Origin of the sequence: Cellvibrio sp. (assembly GCF_039207905.1) — a bacterium.
Classification (GTDB): Bacteria; Pseudomonadota; Gammaproteobacteria; order Pseudomonadales; family Cellvibrionaceae; genus Cellvibrio.
Window position 1 is genome coordinate 1 of sequence record NZ_JBCECX010000002.1, and the last position, 18,836, is coordinate 18,836.

The 18,836-nt window shown below is 46.3% G+C and carries 13 protein-coding genes; 10 read left to right on the top strand and 3 right to left on the bottom strand.

Annotation, left to right across the window (positions count from 1 at the left end; all coding sequences use genetic code 11):
- On the bottom strand, positions 1 to 685 hold a 685-nt coding region (locus AAGC78_RS01090), incomplete at its 3' end, for a LacI family DNA-binding transcriptional regulator (RefSeq protein WP_435782176.1).
- Positions 686 to 1,002: 317 nt separating this feature from the next.
- Between AAGC78_RS01090 and AAGC78_RS01095 the strand changes: the two genes are divergently transcribed.
- The 5 genes from AAGC78_RS01095 to AAGC78_RS01115 all read left to right on the top strand — a co-directional run bounded on the left by AAGC78_RS01095 (position 1,003) and on the right by AAGC78_RS01115 (position 8,277).
- A complete protein-coding gene (locus AAGC78_RS01095) occupies positions 1,003 to 2,925 on the top strand; it encodes a sodium:solute symporter family protein (RefSeq protein WP_435782177.1) in 1,923 nt (640 codons plus the stop codon).
- Positions 2,926 to 3,066: 141 nt separating this feature from the next.
- Complete coding sequence (gene mgp130 / locus AAGC78_RS01100; RefSeq protein ID WP_435782178.1) at positions 3,067 to 4,248, top strand: 4-O-beta-d-mannosyl-d-glucose phosphorylase Mgp130; 1,182 nt, start codon at positions 3,067 to 3,069, stop codon at positions 4,246 to 4,248.
- Positions 4,249 to 4,251: 3 nt separating this feature from the next.
- On the top strand, positions 4,252 to 5,469 hold the full coding sequence (locus AAGC78_RS01105; RefSeq protein WP_435782179.1) for an AGE family epimerase/isomerase: 1,218 nt from the start codon (positions 4,252 to 4,254) through the stop codon (positions 5,467 to 5,469).
- Positions 5,470 to 5,576: 107 nt separating this feature from the next.
- On the top strand, positions 5,577 to 6,905 hold the full coding sequence (locus AAGC78_RS01110) for a mannanase (protein ID WP_435782180.1): 1,329 nt from the start codon (positions 5,577 to 5,579) through the stop codon (positions 6,903 to 6,905).
- Between the two features lie 130 nt (positions 6,906 to 7,035).
- Complete coding sequence (locus tag AAGC78_RS01115) at positions 7,036 to 8,277, top strand: glycoside hydrolase family 27 protein (RefSeq protein ID WP_435782181.1); 1,242 nt, start codon at positions 7,036 to 7,038, stop codon at positions 8,275 to 8,277.
- 64 nt (positions 8,278 to 8,341) lie between these two features.
- Here the strand turns inward: AAGC78_RS01115 and AAGC78_RS01120 are convergent, their stop codons facing one another.
- On the bottom strand, positions 8,342 to 8,953 hold the full coding sequence (locus AAGC78_RS01120) for a PEP-CTERM sorting domain-containing protein (RefSeq protein WP_435782182.1): 612 nt from the start codon (positions 8,951 to 8,953) through the stop codon (positions 8,342 to 8,344).
- 285 nt (positions 8,954 to 9,238) lie between these two features.
- Between AAGC78_RS01120 and AAGC78_RS01125 the strand changes: the two genes are divergently transcribed.
- From AAGC78_RS01125 to AAGC78_RS01145, 5 genes are all read left to right on the top strand, one after another.
- Positions 9,239 to 9,712 carry a hypothetical protein gene (locus AAGC78_RS01125; protein WP_435782183.1) on the top strand — a complete coding sequence of 158 codons (474 nt, stop codon included), beginning with the start codon at positions 9,239 to 9,241 and terminating at the stop codon, positions 9,710 to 9,712.
- Positions 9,713 to 10,179: 467 nt separating this feature from the next.
- Positions 10,180 to 13,182: a TonB-dependent receptor gene (locus tag AAGC78_RS01130; RefSeq protein WP_435782184.1), complete on the top strand. Its 3,003-nt coding sequence runs from the start codon at positions 10,180 to 10,182 to the stop codon at positions 13,180 to 13,182.
- A gap of 160 nt (positions 13,183 to 13,342) precedes the next feature.
- The gene (locus tag AAGC78_RS01135; RefSeq protein ID WP_435782185.1) at positions 13,343 to 14,887 is read left to right on the top strand and encodes a tryptophan halogenase family protein; all 1,545 of its coding nucleotides are present in this window, start codon (positions 13,343 to 13,345) and stop codon (positions 14,885 to 14,887) included.
- A 132-nt stretch (positions 14,888 to 15,019) separates the two neighbouring features.
- Entirely contained in the window at positions 15,020 to 16,465 is a 1,446-nt protein-coding gene (locus AAGC78_RS01140; RefSeq protein WP_435782186.1) for an alkaline phosphatase D family protein, read from the top strand.
- A 78-nt stretch (positions 16,466 to 16,543) separates the two neighbouring features.
- Positions 16,544 to 17,311: a hypothetical protein gene (locus AAGC78_RS01145; RefSeq protein ID WP_435782187.1), complete on the top strand. Its 768-nt coding sequence runs from the start codon at positions 16,544 to 16,546 to the stop codon at positions 17,309 to 17,311.
- 88 nt (positions 17,312 to 17,399) lie between these two features.
- Here AAGC78_RS01145 and AAGC78_RS01150 read toward each other — a convergent pair whose 3' ends face one another.
- On the bottom strand, positions 17,400 to 18,812 hold the full coding sequence (locus AAGC78_RS01150; protein WP_435782188.1) for a response regulator: 1,413 nt from the start codon (positions 18,810 to 18,812) through the stop codon (positions 17,400 to 17,402).
- Between the last annotated feature and the right edge of the window lie 24 nt (positions 18,813 to 18,836).

Here is an 18,836-nt window from a genome sequence, read left to right on the forward strand (position 1 = left end):
AGAATTGGAAGGCGGCATTGAGGCCGGACCACATGGTGAAGTCGCCTTCGGCAATCAGGTCTTTTTCAAATGGGATGCCTGCTTCAGCAAGCGCTTCTTTATAACCTTCGAGGCGATCAATGGCGTGCGGGTTGTCTTTCAGACCGGAAATCACACCGATGCGTTTATGCCCGAGCGAAATCAAATAATTCACCATGGTTTTGGCGGCGGCGCGGTTGTCGATACGGATGGCTGGGCCGGTGGTGTATTCGCAGCCACAAGCGTTAACGCAGGGGATATCGGGTGGAATATTGTTCTGGCTTTTCTCGGAGCTGGGGCGCAGCTGCACAATACCATCGGCCAAGCGAGTTTCTACGCGGCGGATGTATTCGATCTCCCGCTCGCTGGTGCCACGGGTATCGCCCAGCAGTACCGCATAGCCTTTCTGTTGGGCGCGGTCTTCCAGGGCGCGGATAAAGAGCGAATAGAAGGGGTTGGCGATATCAGGTACCAGCACTACTACTGCGTAGGCGCGGGCGGAGCGGAAGTTGCGTGCCAGCATATTGGGGCGGTAGCCGACCTGTGCGATGGCGCTGTGAACCTTCTCCAGGCTTTCGGCCGAGACTTTTTCGGGGTTGCTCAAGGCTCTTGATACAGTGGCAACAGAGACGCCAGCCAGGCGAGCAACATCGCGAATATTGGACATAAATACGACCTTTGGAAGCCGATAATCGTTGGCTTAATATTGAATTTATTGGAAATCTGCTTATTTGCGGGAAAATTTACTACAGGTCGCCAAAAGAGACTAGAAAAATAAGATGTAAACGGTTACATTAGCCTGCTAAGTCAGTGCTTATGGTCGGCGATGCTATAAGTTGATTGTGGTCCTGCTGCCGATTACCGTTTTACCTGAGTCTCAGTCCTCTGCTAAACCTAGTTGTTGATGCGTTGCTGCACGGAAGTAATGGGATCAGAAACAAAAGCGATCACTGTTGATCCACATAATAAACCGGAATGTATTTCATGATTCTTCCTCTACTCGATATAGCAATTATCTTGCTATTTATTTGCTCGACGATTTTTGTTGGCTTCTGGGTTTCGTCCCGCGCCTCCAAAGATATGAACAGCTATTTCCTCGGCGGTAATAAACTCAAGTGGTACATGTTGGGTTTGTCTAACGCATCGGGCATGTTTGATATCAGCGGTACTATGTGGCTGGTGTATTTGTTATTCGTGTACGGCCTGTCGAGTATTTATATCCCTTGGTTGTGGCCGACGTTTAACCAGATTTTCTTGATGGTGTTCCTCGCCACCTGGTTGCGTCGCTCCGGGGTAATGACCGGTGCCGAGTGGATTATTTTCCGCTTTGGCGATGATCGCGGTGCACGCCTGTCCAACATTATCGTGGTGGCATTTGCGCTAGTGGGCGTGATTGGTTTCCTTGCTTACGGTTTTATCGGTATCGGTAAATTTGCGTCAGTATTTTTCCCGTGGAAACTTTCTGACGATCCGCACATGAACGATGTGTATTACGGCTTGGTTATGACCATCATCACCACCTTTTATATTATTAAGGGCGGTATGTTCTCGGTGGTATTTACCGAAGTATTCCAATTTATTGTGACCACGGTGGCGAGTATCGGCGTTGGTATCATTGCGATCCACAGCGTATCGCCGGAAATGATTGCCGCCGTTGTGCCGCCGGGTTGGGATAGCATTGCCGTTAACTGGAATCTCAATGTGGATTGGGCTGGTCGCCTTGATGCTGCAAATGCAAAAATTGCCGCTGACGGTTACTCGCTGTTTGCCATCTTTTTTATGCTGATGTTGTTCAAAGGCTTTTTGTTGAGCCTTGCTGGTCCTGCGCCAAACTACGATATGCAGCGTGTGCTCTCTACTCAATCACCGCGTGATGCAGCCAAAATGAGCGGCTTTGTAACCGTAGTGTTGATGTTCCCTCGTTACATGTTGATCGCTGGTCTGACCGTATTAGCGTTGGCGTTCTTTATGAATGATTTGCGTGCGATGGGTCCGAATGTCGACTTTGAACAAATCCTGCCATTCGTATTGAAAAATTATATTCCTAGCGGCCTGCTCGGATTATTGATCGCTGGTTTGCTTGCGGCATTTATGTCTAACTTCGCTGCAACCGTAAACGCGGCACCAGCTTATGTTGTAAATGATATTTACAAGCGCTACATCAACCCGAACGCGGAACCAAAACGCTATGTGCATTTGAGTTACGTGGTATCGCTGTTGTTTATCGTGATTGGTGTTGCGCTCGGCTTCTTTATCCCGAGTGTGAACACTGTGTTGCAGTGGATTGTGAGCGGTCTTTACGGCGGTTACACCGCATCCAACGTGCTCAAGTGGTACTGGTGGCGATTCAATGCCTACGGATATTTCTGGGGCATGACTATTGGTATCGTGTTGGCATTGTCGCTGGCAATTCCGCAAGCCAATACCGCTCTTGCGCACGCATTGAACGCGTTTGGTTTTGAATTGGATAAGATTGATTTTATCTACGCTTTCCCATGGTTGTTGTTGATTTGTTTGATCACCTGCGTGGTGACCTCATTGATCACTGCTCCATCGGATATGGAAGTGCTGAAAAAATTCTATCTGAAAGTACGCCCATGGGGCTTCTGGGGACCGGTACACGATCTTTGTTTGCAAGAGCATCCTGATCTCGCGAAGAACACCAATTTCTTGCGCGACATGGTGAATGTGGTGGTGGGAATCGTGTGGCAAACCTCATTGGTTGCAGCGCCGATTTTCCTGGTGATCCAGCAATACGACAAGTTCGCTATCGCAATGGGTGTTGCCGCGTTGGGTGCACTGTTTTTGTGGAAAAACTGGTATCGCCACTTGCAGGATTATCCAACCGATATTCCGCCTGAAATGCTTAAAGGCACCAAAGACGAACATTTGTTAGCAAAACCCTGATAGTTATTTTTTCGCTGCGGCCGTGTTGCCGCAGCGAAAAAAATTTAACTACGGGTGTAATCGATTACTTAATTAAAGCGAGTTTGTGTTGAAACACAGATCGCAGCCAACACCAACCAAACTCATCGGAGTATTTGGAACATGAGTAGTTTTAAAGAAAACGCCAAAGCGCTGTTACAAAAGCACGAGGCATTGATCACCAAAAAGAATGCAGTAAAAGCGGATGGTAACGGCATTTACGATTGCTACGAAAATCCAATCCTCACCGCAGAGCACGCGCCTATTTTCTGGCGTTATGACTTGAACGAAAAAACCAATCCGTTTTTGATGGAGCGCCAAGGCGTTAACGCGGCGTTCAATTCAGGTGCGCTTTATTGGAATGGCAAATACATTTTGGCTGTACGTGTTGAAGGTGTAGATCGTAAATCTTTCTTCGCCATCGCAGAAAGCCCTAACGGTATCGATAATTTCCGCTTCTGGGATTACCCCATCACCATGCCGGAAACTGATCGCCCTGACACCAATGTGTACGATATGCGTTTGACTGCACATGAAGATGGTTACATCTACGGTTTGTTCTGCACCGAGCGCAAAGATTTAAATCATCCTAACGATACTTCTGCTGCTGAAGCCCAGTGCGGTATCGCGCGCACCAAAGATTTAATTACCTGGGAGCGCCTGCCTGATTTAATTACCTATTCCGGCCAACAGCGCAACGTGGTTTTGCATCCGGAATTTATCGATGGCAAATACGGTTTGTTCACTCGTCCGCAAGATGGTTTTATCAGCGTTGGCGGTGGCGGCGGTATTGGTTGGGGTCTGGTTGAAGACATGACCAAAGCCGAAGTGAAATCAGAAGTGATTGTGGACGGCAAGGTTTACCACACCATTAAAGAAGTAAAAAATGGCCAGGGTCCTGCGCCAATTAAAACCGCAGAAGGTTGGTTGAACCTTGCACACGGTGTGCGTAACACTGCTGCCGGTTTGCGTTACACACTCTATATGTTCATGACTGAGCTGGAGCGCCCTTGGGTTGTCAGCCACAGTCCTGCTGGTCATTTTATTGCGCCGCACGGTGCTGAACGTGTGGGCGATGTTTCTAACGTGGCATTCGCTAATGGCTGGATCGTTAACGAAAAGAATGAAGTGTTTATTTACTACGCATCATCCGATACGCGCATGCATGTTGCGACTTCAAGCGTAGAAAAACTGATCGACTACTGCAAAAACACACCAGAAGATGGTTTGCGTTCTGCTGCTTCTGTTGCGGTGCGCAATGAATTGATCAGTGCGAACCTGGCTGTATTGAAGGATTTGGTGTAACGCATGAATGCCGCGAGTCTCCCAGTGCGTTTTACATCATTGCAACAAGAATTCCGCAACGAATTAATTGCCATTGCCGACTGGTGGGCCAAGTATTCGGTCGATCAAGAGCAAGGTGGTTTTTACGGCGAAATAGGTGTAGATAACAACCCCGTAAAAAATGCGAGCAAAGGTATTATTTTAAATGCGCGCATTTTGTGGTTCTTTAGCGAAGCTGCGCAGGAAGTCGATAACCCGGTTTATCGCACTTGCGCAACCCGTGCCTACGATTATTTAACGGCACACTTTTTCGATAGCGAACACGGTGGTGTTTACTGGGAACTGGATGCGGCGGCGGTGCCCATCAATACCAAGAAACAAGTCTATGCGCAGGCATTTACTATTTATGCTCTCTGCGCTTACTACCAACTCACGGGCGATGCACAAGCACTCGCCCGTGCGTTGGAGTGCTTCAAACTCGTTGAACAACACGCAATTGATCGCGAGCGCGAAGGCTATCTTGAAGCCTTCACGCGCGAGTGGGGCGTGATTGAAGATTTGCGCTTGAGTGATAAAGATTTAAATTATCCAAAATCGCAAAATACCCATCTGCATATCCTCGAAGCCTATACGACTTTGTATCAAGCGCAGCCCACGGCGGAAGTCAAAGCCGCGCTCAAATACAATATTGAAATGTTTGATAAATACATGATCGATAGAGATACGCATCACCTGCGTATGTTTATGGATTTGGAGTGGAAAGATTTTTCACCCGGTTATACCTATGGCCACGATATTGAAGCGAGTTGGTTGATTGCCAAAGCGTTAGAGTCTTTGGGTGATGAGGCTTATTTAGCTGAACTGACTCCGACATTGATCAAGATTGCACAGGTAACTGAAAAGGAAGCTATCGGCGAGCAAGGTCAAGTAATCGACTCATTTGATTTCTCTACGCGCCGCACTAATGTCGATACCGTTTGGTGGGTGCAGGCAGAAGCGCTGGTTGGCTTTTTGTACGCTTATACCACTAGCGGTGAAGAAAAATTTTATCGCGCTGCTGAAAATGTTTGGAAGTTCATTAAGGATTACCAGATCGACCAGGAAAATGGCGAATGGTTTTGGCTATCAAAACTGAATGCACAAAATACCAATCACTATTACAAGGTGGGATTTTGGAAATGCCCATATCACAACGGCCGTGCAATGATGGAGGCGATCCGCTATTTACAAAAACTGGCTTGATGGCTAGCTGCTTGGTATAGATAATTCTGATAAAGAGCGCAGCAGGAAAAATTATAATATCTGCTGCGCAGTAAATGTTTTATTGGCTTTAAAGTTGGAAAAAAACTATGAAAAAAATAACAGCGTTGTTTGTTTGTCTCGCCGCCAGTTTGTTACTAATGGCATGTGTCTTCAATTCTGATCCAAAACCTGCAAGCGAAAGCTTTGTTAAAGTATCCGGTGTTAAATTCCAGAAAGATGGTGAACCCTATTATATTGCCGGTACCAATATGTGGTATGCCGCTTATTTGGGTTCCCCCAGCAAGGTCGGTGACCGCGCGCGTTTGGCCAAAGAATTGGATACGCTCAAATCCATTGGCGTAAATAATTTGCGCGTGCTGGCGGTATCTGAAAAGAGTGATATCAATTCAGCAGTAAAACCTGCTACCACCAACGGCTTCGGCAATTACGATGAAAGTTTGCTGCAAGGCCTGGATTATTTATTAGTAGAACTTGCCAAGCGTGATATGACCGTGGTGTTGTATTTCAATAACTTTTGGCAATGGTCTGGCGGTATGACCCAGTACATGAGTTGGATTGAGGGCAAGCCGGTACAAGATCCCAACGTGACCAACGAGTGGGAAGCCTTTATGGCGAAATCTGCCAGCTTTTACCAAAGTGCAAAAGCGCAGGAAGAATATCGCAAAACTATTAAAAAAATTATCACCCGCGTGAATACTGTAAGCGGCAAAGCTTATGTAGATGATGCAACCATCATGTCCTGGCAGTTGGCGAATGAACCGCGCCCAGGTAATTCAAAAACCACTGCTGCAGAAAAACAAATCTATGTTGATTGGGTTAATAACACTGCTGCCTATATCAAGAGCCTTGATCCGCACCATTTAGTGAGCACCGGTAGCGAAGGTCTTAAAGGTTCTGTTGAGGATGAAAAAGTATTTGTTGATGCCCACTCATCGGTGAATGTGGATTATGTGACTTACCATATGTGGATCAGAAACTGGGGTTGGTTTAATAAAACCAAGCCTGCTGAAACATGGGATTCTGCTTGGGCAAAAGCTAAGGATTATTTAAATTCCCATATCGATACTGCCGCTAAATTAAATAAGCCAATCGTATTGGAAGAGTTTGGTTTGGATCGCGACATGGGGTCATTCGATATTAAATCGACTACGCAGTATCGCGATAAATTTTACCAACAAGTATTTGATGTGCTCTTGCCGCGTATGCAAAACGGCGATGCGATTGCTGGCTATAACATTTGGGCATGGAATGGTGCTGGCCGCACCACGCGCAGCAATTATTGGTGGCAAGAAGGCGATGACCTGAACGGTGATCCACCACAAGAAGAGCAGGGTATGTACGGTGTGTTCGATACCGATACTTCAACTATCGCGATTCTGGAAAAATTTAATTCGCAAATACACGATATTAACTAGTAAAAATAAAGTAAGTGTAAATTTAGCGAACCGTAAAAAACTGCAATATCAATTGCAGTTTTTTTTGTAAATCATTTAATTTATATGATTAGTAATACTGATAAATTAAAACAACGACAGGTATATTTTTATGACTAAAAGACTTCTACTCACGCTCGGCATTATTGCCTCCTCATTCTTAATGAGTGTTGGTGTGCAAGCACAATTTAAAACTGCCTCGGAATTTCCTCCCAAGCACGATATAGGTCAAACCCCCGCGATGGGCTGGAATAGCTGGAATACCTTCGGCTGTAATTTGAATGATCAGCTTATTCGCGATATGGCCGATGCCATGATCGCCTCTGGCATGAAAGACGCCGGTTATGAATACATCAACATCGACGATTGTTGGCAGGGCGAGCGCGATTCGCGCGGTTATTTAACGGCGCATCCTGAGCGCTTCCCTCATGGTATTAAAGCGGTTGCAGATTATGTGCACTCTAAAGGTTTAAAAATCGGTATCTATTCTGATGCGGGCAATAAAACGTGCGCCGGTTACGCTGGTTCGCGTGGATTTGAATATCAAGATGCACTCACGTTTGCTGAGTGGGGCATCGACTACCTGAAGTACGACTGGTGCAACACGAAAGATATTAATCCCATTGGCGCTTACACGACTATGAGTCAAGCGCTGGCTAAATTAGAGCGTCCAATTTTATTCAGTATGTGCGAGTGGGGTGATAATGATCCTTGGCTTTGGGGCAAAGAGTTGGGTCACTCATGGCGTGCGACGGGTGATATTTACAACTGCTGGGATTGTGCCTTCAACCATGGTTCATGGGCGTCGTTAGGTGTTTTGAAAATCCTTGATAAGCGTGAAAATATTCGCAAATACTCAGGCCCTGGTCACTTCAATGATTACGACATGATGGAAGTGGGTAATGGTATGACCGAAGCGCAAGACCGCTCGCACTTTAGCCTTTGGGCGATGCTGGCATCACCGTTGATTGCGGGTAATGACTTGCGCTCAATGAGCGAAACTACGCGCAAAATTCTCACCAACAAAGAGATCATTGCGCTTAACCAGGACAAACTTGGTTACGAAGCTCTGCGTATGTTGGACACCGGCAAGCTGAACGTATTTATTAAACAGTTGGAAAACAATGAGTGGGCCGTGCTCTTCCTGAATCGCACCGATAGCACTATGGATTACACCCACGATTGGGAATACTACCCAATGAAAGATGATGATAAAGGGGTATCGTTAAATTTCTCTGAAAAGAAATTCACCTACCGCGATTTGTGGAAAGGAAGCAAAGGCAATACGTTAAAACCACTCAAACTGAAAATTCCCGCTAACGATGTAGTGGTATTGCGTTTGACTCCGCAATAATTGCTACGTTTTTCACGCGATAAAAAAGCCAGCGTTTGCTGGCTTTTTTATTTTTAATCGCACTCTATTTATGAGAGGCAATACGACGGCGGGTGAAGAAAACTGACATTGCTCCTATCGCCAGTAATAAACCAATATTGGGTTCTGGTACTTTTGTATTTGGAGTTCCCGAACCAAATAAAAACATATTGGATAATCCACCTCCCTTCCCATCAACGCGTTCATAAGAAAACGAGCCAGACGTTTCACCTGGTGTAATTACCCAGGCGAACGCATCAGGATTACCGCCCCCTTCACCGACGTGCATAGTAATTATGGCGCGGCCGTAGTTATCCCAGAATGATTCATCGATGTACCAACTCCCTGTCACATCCGTGCCCCAGGAATCGGTATCTACAGAAAACAAATCGTTATTGCCCTCTGCAGTTAACTCGCCCTCTTTTATCCAGCTGTAACTGGTTCCAAACAAGGCATTGAGGTCGCCCGAGTCATTCAGGTTGATTGAGTTTTGCGTTCTGCACTCAATCGCATCACCCAGCGTAGCTACGCGCTGGTCATTCGGTAAACAAGTAATCATGCCCGCGCTGGCAGCAGAAGCGCACAGTGCGGTAAACAGACCAACAAAGTTGAGTTTCCATGAGCCAAACATAATCATGTTCTCCATTAAATATGACACATGTCCTCCCACATCACGCAAAGTTAATGCCGTCGCCAAAATCATTATTTAAAGCAAGTGCTTAGATATTTTCTGAGTGCATTAATGGCGTTTAAATCACAAAATTTGTCAGCTTTTTCGACATTTTGGCCATGTAAATCCGTCAATAAGATGCCGCTTTCCTGTTGGAGTCGCTTACAAGCCTGTAAAAGTTGAGTAACGTTTATTACGTCCGACTCGTTAAATCAGAGGCTAACAGCTAGCGTTAAAACAGATGTTTTATTTCGTTAAAAAGGAAAGGGCGATATGAAAGCAACTCTGTTTATTTTTCTGTTTTGGGTATCAAGTGTTTGTGCTGAAGGCTTCAATGATAATTTTGATACCAAGCCACTGGATCTGGAGTGGGGATCATCCATTCAGCAGGTTAAAGAAGCTTATCCTGGTGGGTTGGTGTGGCCGAGCCACAATAACGAAGTTGAAGTGAATTATTCGCTCTCAAGTGAAAGCAAAATCTACTGGGGTGGAATTCCTGCCAAAAATGTCATCATCTCTTTCACGCCAGAAAATAAATTATCTACTGTTTATGTCCTGTTCGATTACGTTGATCATCAGGAAGTGAGTCGACGTAGCGTTGAAATATTTGGTGTTATCGACAGGGTGCAAGAAAAAGACGGGCTGCGGAAAGTTGCTTGGTACTCGCCGCATGGCGTGGAGAAAAAGCTCTTTGTGAATAGTGCGCCACATGTTGAATACGTTTATTTTGTGGCTCAGAAAAAGTAGCCATCCTTTACTATCCTCCTGGATTTTATTAACTCCCATGAGGACCTGATTTTTGTGGTGTTGCCGTTAATTGACGGTAACACCTGTTTCTTTGCTACTCACTTCTTTATGTTGATAATGGCGACAAATAATCAATTTTTGTAAACGTTTACATTGATATTTTTACATTTATTGTCATTTAAAATTTTATTGTGGCGTAAAAATCATTTTAATTTCATTGGTAAAAAAGCATAAAAAACAAGTGGTTGTATGATTTTTTCGGTATTTTTGGCAAAGAACTTGAGAAAAAGCGACAATCTAAAAACGCCAATTAAGTAATATTTATATCGTAAGTAACATCATTGAATGTGTAAACGGTTTCACTTATTTTTGCGCGGTGCTCGCTTCAGGGGCACCACCTGACGAGTCGCTGTGGGCCGGTCTCGGAAGGAGCACATAACCATAATTAAAAGTGAAATGGAGACATCATGACTACACGATTCAATAAGACTTTATTGTCATCGGCCGTTACGGCTGCCGCTCTTGGAGCTTTTTCACCCGCTGTATTTTCCCAGGATTCAGCGTCTGTTGAAGAGGTTATTGTTACCGGTACCCGCGCATCGCTTGAGCGTTCGATTGATGTAAAGCGCAACGCCGCTTCGGTGGTAGATGTGATTACCTCGGAAGATATTGGTAAGTTGCCTGATACCACCATCGCCGATTCCCTGCAGCGTGTTACCGGTGTACAGATCCAGCGTTCTGCTGGTGAAGGTTCGCGCATCAATATTCGTGGATCGAGCAACGTTGCGTTGTTGCTGAACGGCGAGCAATTTTTGTCGGCGGGTAACCTCACCGGTGTGCAACCGGATTTGACTGATATTCCTTCCACCATGGTGTCGGCAATTGAGGTTCTGAAAAGTACTACCGCATCGACATTGACTGGCGGTTTGACCGGTACAGTTGATTTGCAAACCCATCGCCCACTCAATTTGAAAGAAGGCTTAACGCTGACCGGACAAATCAACGGCGGCACTGGTTCGCGCACCAAATCAGATGACTACGGCATTCAGGGCTTCGCTGGTTTTAATGCGGACACTTGGGGCGCAACCTTCAACCTTGCATATTCTGATTTAACTCTGGGCGATGATTACGCTGGCTCCAATGGCGATGACAATGCGCTCTGGTACGGTTTGCCCGATGAAGCGAGCGGCATGACCAGCTATATGGATGACGCTAACGGCGACGGCGATAGCACCGATAAATTTTTACAGAGCGAAGGTTTTCAAGCTGGCCAACGTGTTAATCAGCGCAAACGTTTAGCACTTAATACATCGTTCCAATTTGAATTAACCGATGCATTAACCTTGAGCGCGGATGCGTTCTACACCGACATGGAACAGAGCCGTCGCCAACGCAGTTTCCGTATGGAAGGTGCATGGAATTGGAATTGGGCAAACCCGGTATTTGGCGAGTTGCGTGAAGCACCTGAAGGTGCGAGTTACGGCGATATTTACTCTGTGCAAGAGTGGAATATGAATATCAAGCGCGTGAATCCAAATTCCAACGAGCGCCTTGATGACAGAAAATCACTCAACACCAATGTGGAATTAAAATTCGATAACGGCGGCCCTTTCACTGGCTCGCTTCGCTACATTCATGGCGATGCAGAAAATACCTCAACTGCATTTGAAGTTGATGCTTATATAACCGATGGCAGCCAACAAAATGGTTACTCAACTTATCCTGATGGCCGCGAGGAATTAATTAACGTCGGTGGTTACGCCGGTTCTCCAGCATTGGATTCAAATGGCAATACTGCAATGCGTTTTGACAGCGTGACTGGAACTCTGGTGCCTGTCGGTAATGCGGTTGTTGGCAGTGTGAAGTACACCAACAATGGTCTCGCCTTTAATTTACCATCTGATCTCGGAGCAGATATTTCGCAATACGGTTTGGTGTCTAATTATCTTTCCGGCCAAAACGGCGATGCTTCATTGGATGTGTTCCGCTTCGACGGTTCTTATCAATTAGATGCGGGTATTTTGTCATCGATTGATGCGGGTGTTCGTTTGGGCAAACGTGAAGTTGATTTTAAAGATTGGATCAATATCGCGTTATTGAAAAACCAAAACGGAACACCTTACGGTATTCGTTGGAAAGATGCTGATGGCGGCGCGCCGGTTACCGGCGAAACTTCTTATTACAATATCAAGTTTGAAGATCCGCGTATCAGCCAATATGTGGTGCGTGAAGATAGCTTCCCGGGTGTAACTGGTGTTGGCTCTATGTACTTCCTCGATACTTCCAAAATGGATGGTCGCGCATTTACCAATATGATTTTCCCGGATAACTTCGACTACGCTGATCCAGGTCAGTCATACGCAGTAGAAGAAAAAACCCAAACGTTCTACACCCAATTCAATCTTGAAGGTGATGTGTTTAATAAACGCTTCACTGGTAATCTTGGTTTGCGTTACATCAAAACCGAATTGGAAACCACTTCCCATGAAGTGGGTGATAAAGAAGATGGTGTAACTACCTATAACTATCAAGGCACTGATTATTTGATGGGTTCCGGTTGGGATCAATTGGATAAAGGCACTTACGTAACACCAAATGATTACGAAGATTGGTTGCCATCGCTCAACCTCGCGGTTGATGTCGCCGAAGATCATGTGGTGCGTTTCTCGTACAACAAAATGATGACCATGCATGACCTCGGTAATTTGGGGCGCGGTTTAAAAGTCTGGCGTTTGTTTGATAGCGACACAGGAATTTTTAAAGTAGATCGCGCTGATCAAAACGGTAACCCGCTGCTCGATCCACAGCGTACTACCAATATCGACTTGTCTTACGAGTGGTATTTTGCCGAGGGCGGTTTGGTTAGCCTTGCCGGTTTTTATCGCGAAAATAAAACTGCACTTAAAAGCGATGTTTACTATCGCGATGACCTGCGCGATTCCGATGGCCAGATTACCAACACCAATGTGCGCACCACTTTCCTGACGACTGTGCCGGGTGGCCGCAGCAAAGGATTTGAAGTGGGTTATCAGCAAGCGCTGACATTCCTGCCGGGTGTGTGGAGCGATTTCGGTTTCTCCGCTAACTACACCTACTCACCAAGTGAAGGCAGCCAACCTGGTTTCTATGGTGAAGCATTACCGGAAGGTAATAACTCCAAGCATCAAACCAACGTTGTGCTCTGGTATGAAAATGACAAGCTGAATGCACGTCTTGCTCATAACTGGCGCAGTGAGCGTTTGGAATGGGTTGCCGATGTGTGGGGAACACCTATGGGTGTTTGGTCAACGCCGTCTGAGGATTTGAGTTTGTCATTGGGTTACGACTTCACCGAAAGTTTAACGCTGCGTTTCGATGCAACCAATTTGCTTGAAGATACCACCACGCGCTACATGCAGTGGGAAGATCAAAAAGACAAATTCTTCTTTAGTGAGCGTCGTTACAACTTGTCATTGCAAGTGCGCTACTAATAGTTGATGCAATAGTTTGTTGTGTGAAATGCCATGGACGGCATTTATCTTCTGGCTCGCCAGAAACCTATGGAGTGTTTTCCTCGTTGTGTGTCCTATTTAGCCCCGCTGATTCAGCGGGGCTTTTTTGCATCTGTGTTTTAATGTTAAGGAAAGTCATATGCACGATACTGCTGAGCCCATTAAAAAAATCCTGATTGCGGGCGGCGGCACCGCTGGATGGATGACTGCATTAATTTTGGCTCACAGCTTGCGCCAGCAAAAAGTAACGATTGAATTAATTGAATCGCCAGAGGTTGGCATCATTGGTGTTGGTGAAGGATCGACGCCGGCGTTGAAAAGTTTTTTTGATACGTTGGATATCGCAGAAGAGGAGTGGATGCCGGCTTGTCATGCAACATTTAAGTGTGGCATTACCTTTAAAGATTGGTCGACCAAACCAGGCTTCGAAAGTTACTTTCATCCATTCCCAACTCCGCTGGAAGAATTAGCCCTGCCGGTATTTATGCACTGCGCGCAGGCACGTATGCGCGGTGCAAATATCAATGCACATCCGGATCGTTTTTTTCTCGCGGCGACTCTGGCGAAAAATAATCTTGCACCCAAACAGCGGAATCAGCAGAAACCAGATCCTTTATATGGCTATCATTTTGATGCGACTTTGCTGGGACAGTTTTTGCGGAAAAAAGCTCAGGAGTGGGGTATCGGTTATCGGCAAGATCATATTCTAAATGCCGCGCTAGATGCTGATGGCAATATCAGTCATCTGCATGTGCGTTCTGGTGATGTAGTTGAGGCTGATTTTTTTATTGACTGCACCGGATTTCAATCATTGTTATTGCAGAAAGCGTTGGCAGTTTCATTTAAGTCTTATGCGAATAATTTGTTCAATGACAGTGCACTCGCGTTACCATCTTCTATTAGCAATGAGTTGCCGAGCGAAACTATTTCCACCGCCTTATCGTGCGGTTGGGCGTGGCGAATCCCGCTTACCAATCGGTTTGGTAACGGCTACGTTTATAGCAGCGCATTTTGCACGGCAGATGCAGCAGAAACTGAAATGCGCGCACATCTCGGATTATTAAGCGCGGATGTGGATGTTCGTCATTTAAAAATGAAAATAGGGCGAGTGGAAGAACACTGGAAAGCAAATTGTGTAGCAGTCGGTTTAGCGCAGGGATTTATCGAACCGCTAGAGGCAACGGCATTATATCTTGTGCAGCAAACCACCATTTTATTGGGGCAATCCCTGGCTAAAAATGAGCGAGGCTTAATAGCGCAGCAGAAATTTAATCAAGAGATTAATGGCTATTTTGATGGTGTGCGCGATTACATTGTTACCCACTATAAAACCAGCTCGCGTACCGACAGTGAATATTGGCGAGCGAATACGGCCAATCCGCGCGACGTGTCCGCTACAATGTTGCAACTTTATGAAGCCTGGTTTAGCGGTAAAAACCTTGCTACCACTGTAGCGCAATTGAAGATTGGACAATATTACGCAGCACCCTCCTGGTACTGTATTTTTGCCGGGATGAGTATCTGGGGAAATCCGGCGCGGCTGCGTCCACCCCATGCAGATGAAGTGCACTATGATCTTGCCGATCTGGATCAGTTGATTGCCGATACGAGCCGGAATTTTATAAACCATCGTGCCTATCTGGAAAAACTTGAAAAAGCTGGAAAAACTGGCAAACCGGAATAGGGCGGAAGGATAAAAAATTAGCCTGTTGCCCGGTGTTAAACTTTCTACCTATGTGTTGCATCCGTCGCTGAAATAGTTACCGCTACGGCTTTAATGTATAGTGAGGGCGTCACCATTCAAGGGAGAATAGCGGTGCAGCTCTTTGCTTATAATCCAATTGGCCGACCCGACGAGTTATTGATTTGGGTTGGTGTGCTTGGGGTTGCGACTCCGCCCGCGGTTGCATTTGAAGTTTTCGGTGAAGCAATCCAGCCTCTTGCGCAAGCGGCGCCCTTTGAACCGTTAGGTGATGAAGTGTGTGATATTTATGATCGCGCGCTCAACCACCGCGCATTGTTTACCTTGCCCTGGCCCGCCACCAATGAGCGATTCACTATTACTGTTATTGCAGCTGGGCAACGTGTTGCGCTGACCAGCAAGCGCCCGCCACAGTCTTTGCCGGCAAAAAATGCGAGTAGTTTTAATCTGCTGTTGTCCTCCTGTTATTACCAGCCGAACGATAAAGCCCAGGCGTTGACCGATATCATCAAGGCAATTAAACCCTCACCGGATTTCACCGTATTAGCGGGCGATCAGGTTTATCTCGATTTACCTTCGCAACAAAATTTACCGGATGACCGCATTCGTTTGGCGCAGGTTCTGGGTAAAAAATATCAGGCCAATTGGTTTTCTAGCGATCTCAAACAACCGGGGCTTGCCGATGTACTTGCACATGGGCCAGTGCTTTGTGTGCCGGATGATCACGAATTCTGGAATAACTTTCCCTATTTTCAGGTGCAGTTGAATAATACCCATCGCGAAAAAGACCGCACCAATTGGCGCGAGGTGGCGACGCAATTGTATGAGCGCTACCAAATGTCGCCTGCGCAAAGTAAAGGTTTTTTTCGGCAGGACATTGAACCTCTGTGCATGTTGTTTCTGGATGGTCGCACCCATCGAGCAGCAGATACCATGTTCAATTCGGCTACCTCGTTAGCAATTGAGCAATGGAAAACGGATTTGTTGCAGCGCAAAAAAAATCGCCAGCCTGCGGTTGGCTTATTAAGTTCCGGTCAGGCGCTGGTGATTGAAAAGCCCGGTATTTGGGATCGTAATATTGCCGATATGGAAATGGTTAACTATGAGGATTTCGCCAACATCAAAAGTGCACTGCAAGAATTATTTGCAGCAGAAATTCCGGTGCTGTATATCACTGGCGATGTGCACTGGGGGCGAATTTTAGAAGGAAAAAACCAGCGCGGAAAAGTGTTGTTTTACGAGGTGATCGCATCGCCGTCGCGGTTGATTGATACCCTTGGCAGCGACCAGAAAAACCAGCTGATCAATAAATTCAGTAGCGAGAAGCGAACGTTTCCGCGTCACCCCGAAGTACCGGAAGATATTCCTGATTTGAAACTGACGAATATCGACTTGGCTATAAAACATCGGCAGGTGGGCGATCACGTTGCTATGTTGCGTTTTAATGCAATTCCGGGCGGATTGGAATTCAGTGTGGATTATGTGTGTACCGATCCGGTAGAAAAAAATCGGCGCGATTTTTCCACCACTAAAGGCCCTTATAAATTATTGGGGCTGTAGTGGTTAGTGTTGTCAGTTTCATAACGTATCAAGTTTATAAAATACTACCAGCAGCAGAATTTTGTTGAGGAAAGGACAATGATCAAGCAAACACTCTCCACCCAATCGCGTGTGCAAAGTGATATCTACAATATGGAACGAATCAAGCGCGAGGCCAATCTGGATTGGTTGGCGCGCGCTTATGAAAGCTTTGCATTGGAAGATGTGAGCCAATGGAGCTTTGTTGTGTTAGCGGGAGGTAAGGATGTTGCCTCATTCCGAATCCGCGTGGCGCAATCCCATTTGCGCGGCGATATGTTGCCCTCCTTCTGGTCGGAGTGCGCGCTTTTTAGAATCCAGCCAGATGATTTTCCTTCAGGTGCATTTTTTAATTTGCCACTTTTCCAGCCTGCCAATGCAACCTATGCACCTACACGCAATGGTTTGATTGAATTGCCGTTCAAGCAATTACCAACGCAAAAAGATTATCCCAACTTGGCGTTGCTTGCGATTCCTGTTGCGCAGGAGCTGGTTTTGCAATCACTTGCTGAATATCAGCGCGCGCGCGTGAGCTACGATGCCGTGGAAAATATTTTACCCTGGCTGGCCTATGTGTGGGGCGCGGGTAACGCGACCAATCCACTGATGCAGCAAATTGGTTTTCCATCAGCCATGATGTTAAACCAGATTTTTGGTGCAAATGGTTTTGATCTGGCTCCCGGTGTTAATGCAAGTTTGTCAGCGCCGGAAACGTTTTGGAGCGGGGTAAAACACTGGCAGGATTATTACAGTAAAACGCAACAAAATGGTTTGTTACCTAAAATGCGGTTTGTACTTGATCATATGTACGATATCGATGAAAGCTAAACTTGAACTGTAAAACTCAAGCATAAAAAAACCAGCAGTGATGCTGGTTTTTTTATGTCCGGATTTTATAGCTGCAGTTTAGCGCGCTTTATTGCTCTTCATCCGCCACCAGTACCAACTCCAGGCGATTATTATTTTGCGCGAGCGCATTCCAATCGCGGGCACTGATGGTGGGGATTCGCTCTGGATAAGTTTCCGGCCCGGGTGCGGCGGTGATGGCTATCTGGATGGTCGAATTTACACTGCGCGTCAGATTGCCCAAAATCATTGTCACTTCACGCGTGTATTCATCCAGTAAACGATCAATGGAATAAATCTCGCTGGAGAGCATACAGTCGCCCAAGGTTTTATTGTTAGGTGCTAGTTGCGCCATGCCCATGTTATCGACAGTCACACAAAAATCGCCAACATAAATATGTACTGTTGCTGTGCCTTTAAATCCATTGCTGGCGATGCGGTGCAATAACTCATGCAGACGCAATACCGGTTTTGGATCAATAGTACTTTGGTGAAATGCCAACGCAGCACTTTGGTTAAAGGTCCAGGCAAGATCGTTGAGTAAATAATTATCTACCGTTGCCAATTGTTTTACTGGTTGCCCAATACCTGCATTGACGATGGCGGGACTAATCATTTCCGGTTCGCGATTGGCTTGGTCGGCAACGAGTTGGAGTTGTTTGCCAAGCGCGGCTTGCTGTTGCTGATTTTGATCAAGCTGATTGTTAATGCTCATTAAAAAGTAGGCGATCACTGCGAAGGCCACAACAGAAAAGACAATCGCAACTATTGACCAGCCGCCACCGGATTTTTGTGGCTCGGGTATAACATCTGGCGCAACGGGTGGCGGTAGGGCAGCAGGCTGCTGTTGCAAAATATCGCTGAACTCCTGCCGCAAATTTTGTCGCAACCCATGCAGTTCCCGCACTACGCGGGAGGTAATAAAGCGGCGGTTATCTTCGAGGCTGTGCTCCATATGGCTCAAGCGTAATTCGAGATTGCGCGACTGTTCCAACGATGCTGCACGGCGATCTGTTGAAGGAATTTCAGTTGTTTGTCCCGTCACTTGATTTGCAGCAGCAATAAGTTCAGGGCTTTCAACTATTTCACTGTCGTCCGGTTTGGCTGTTGGATAAATATGGATGGCTTCCATTACCTTGGATAAATCTGTGGCGTTGATCCGGTCTTTGCTTACCACATCCAATGCGCCCAGCGCGCGCGCCTGACCGGTGTAAACATCTCCGCTTTTGGAGGTGTACATAATCACCGGGATCATCGCGGTATCAGGGTTGGATTTAATAATTTGCAGCGCGCGAAAGCCGTCTATGCCCGGCATCAGGTGATCCATAAAAATCACCGCCGGTGCGTGGCGGGACAGGTAGCGCAATGCGGCCTCACCTGAGTCGACAATATCGATATCGAGCGGATAGCGGCGGAGCATTTTTTTAAGACGGTATTGGGCGGTTGTGGAGTCATCCACAATCAGTGCGCGTTTGATGGTCATGACAGTAAAGTCCCTGCGCGAGCA

What these genes read in the sequence shown, in the direction of transcription:
- AAGC78_RS01115 (WP_435782181.1), top strand. Translation starts at nt 7,036, where the DNA reads ATGACTAAAAGACTTCTACTCACGCTCGGCATTATTGCCTCCTCATTC.
- AAGC78_RS01130 (WP_435782184.1), top strand. Translation starts at nt 10,180, where the DNA reads ATGACTACACGATTCAATAAGACTTTATTGTCATCGGCCGTTACGGCT.
- AAGC78_RS01150 (WP_435782188.1), bottom strand. Translation starts at nt 18,812, where the DNA reads ATGACCATCAAACGCGCACTGATTGTGGATGACTCCACAACCGCCCAA.
- AAGC78_RS01135 (WP_435782185.1), top strand. Translation starts at nt 13,343, where the DNA reads ATGCACGATACTGCTGAGCCCATTAAAAAAATCCTGATTGCGGGCGGC.
- AAGC78_RS01125 (WP_435782183.1), top strand. Translation starts at nt 9,239, where the DNA reads ATGAAAGCAACTCTGTTTATTTTTCTGTTTTGGGTATCAAGTGTTTGT.
- AAGC78_RS01105 (WP_435782179.1), top strand. Translation starts at nt 4,252, where the DNA reads ATGAATGCCGCGAGTCTCCCAGTGCGTTTTACATCATTGCAACAAGAA.
- AAGC78_RS01110 (WP_435782180.1), top strand. Translation starts at nt 5,577, where the DNA reads ATGAAAAAAATAACAGCGTTGTTTGTTTGTCTCGCCGCCAGTTTGTTA.
- AAGC78_RS01095 (WP_435782177.1), top strand. Translation starts at nt 1,003, where the DNA reads ATGATTCTTCCTCTACTCGATATAGCAATTATCTTGCTATTTATTTGC.
- mgp130 (WP_435782178.1), top strand. Translation starts at nt 3,067, where the DNA reads ATGAGTAGTTTTAAAGAAAACGCCAAAGCGCTGTTACAAAAGCACGAG.
- AAGC78_RS01145 (WP_435782187.1), top strand. Translation starts at nt 16,544, where the DNA reads ATGATCAAGCAAACACTCTCCACCCAATCGCGTGTGCAAAGTGATATC.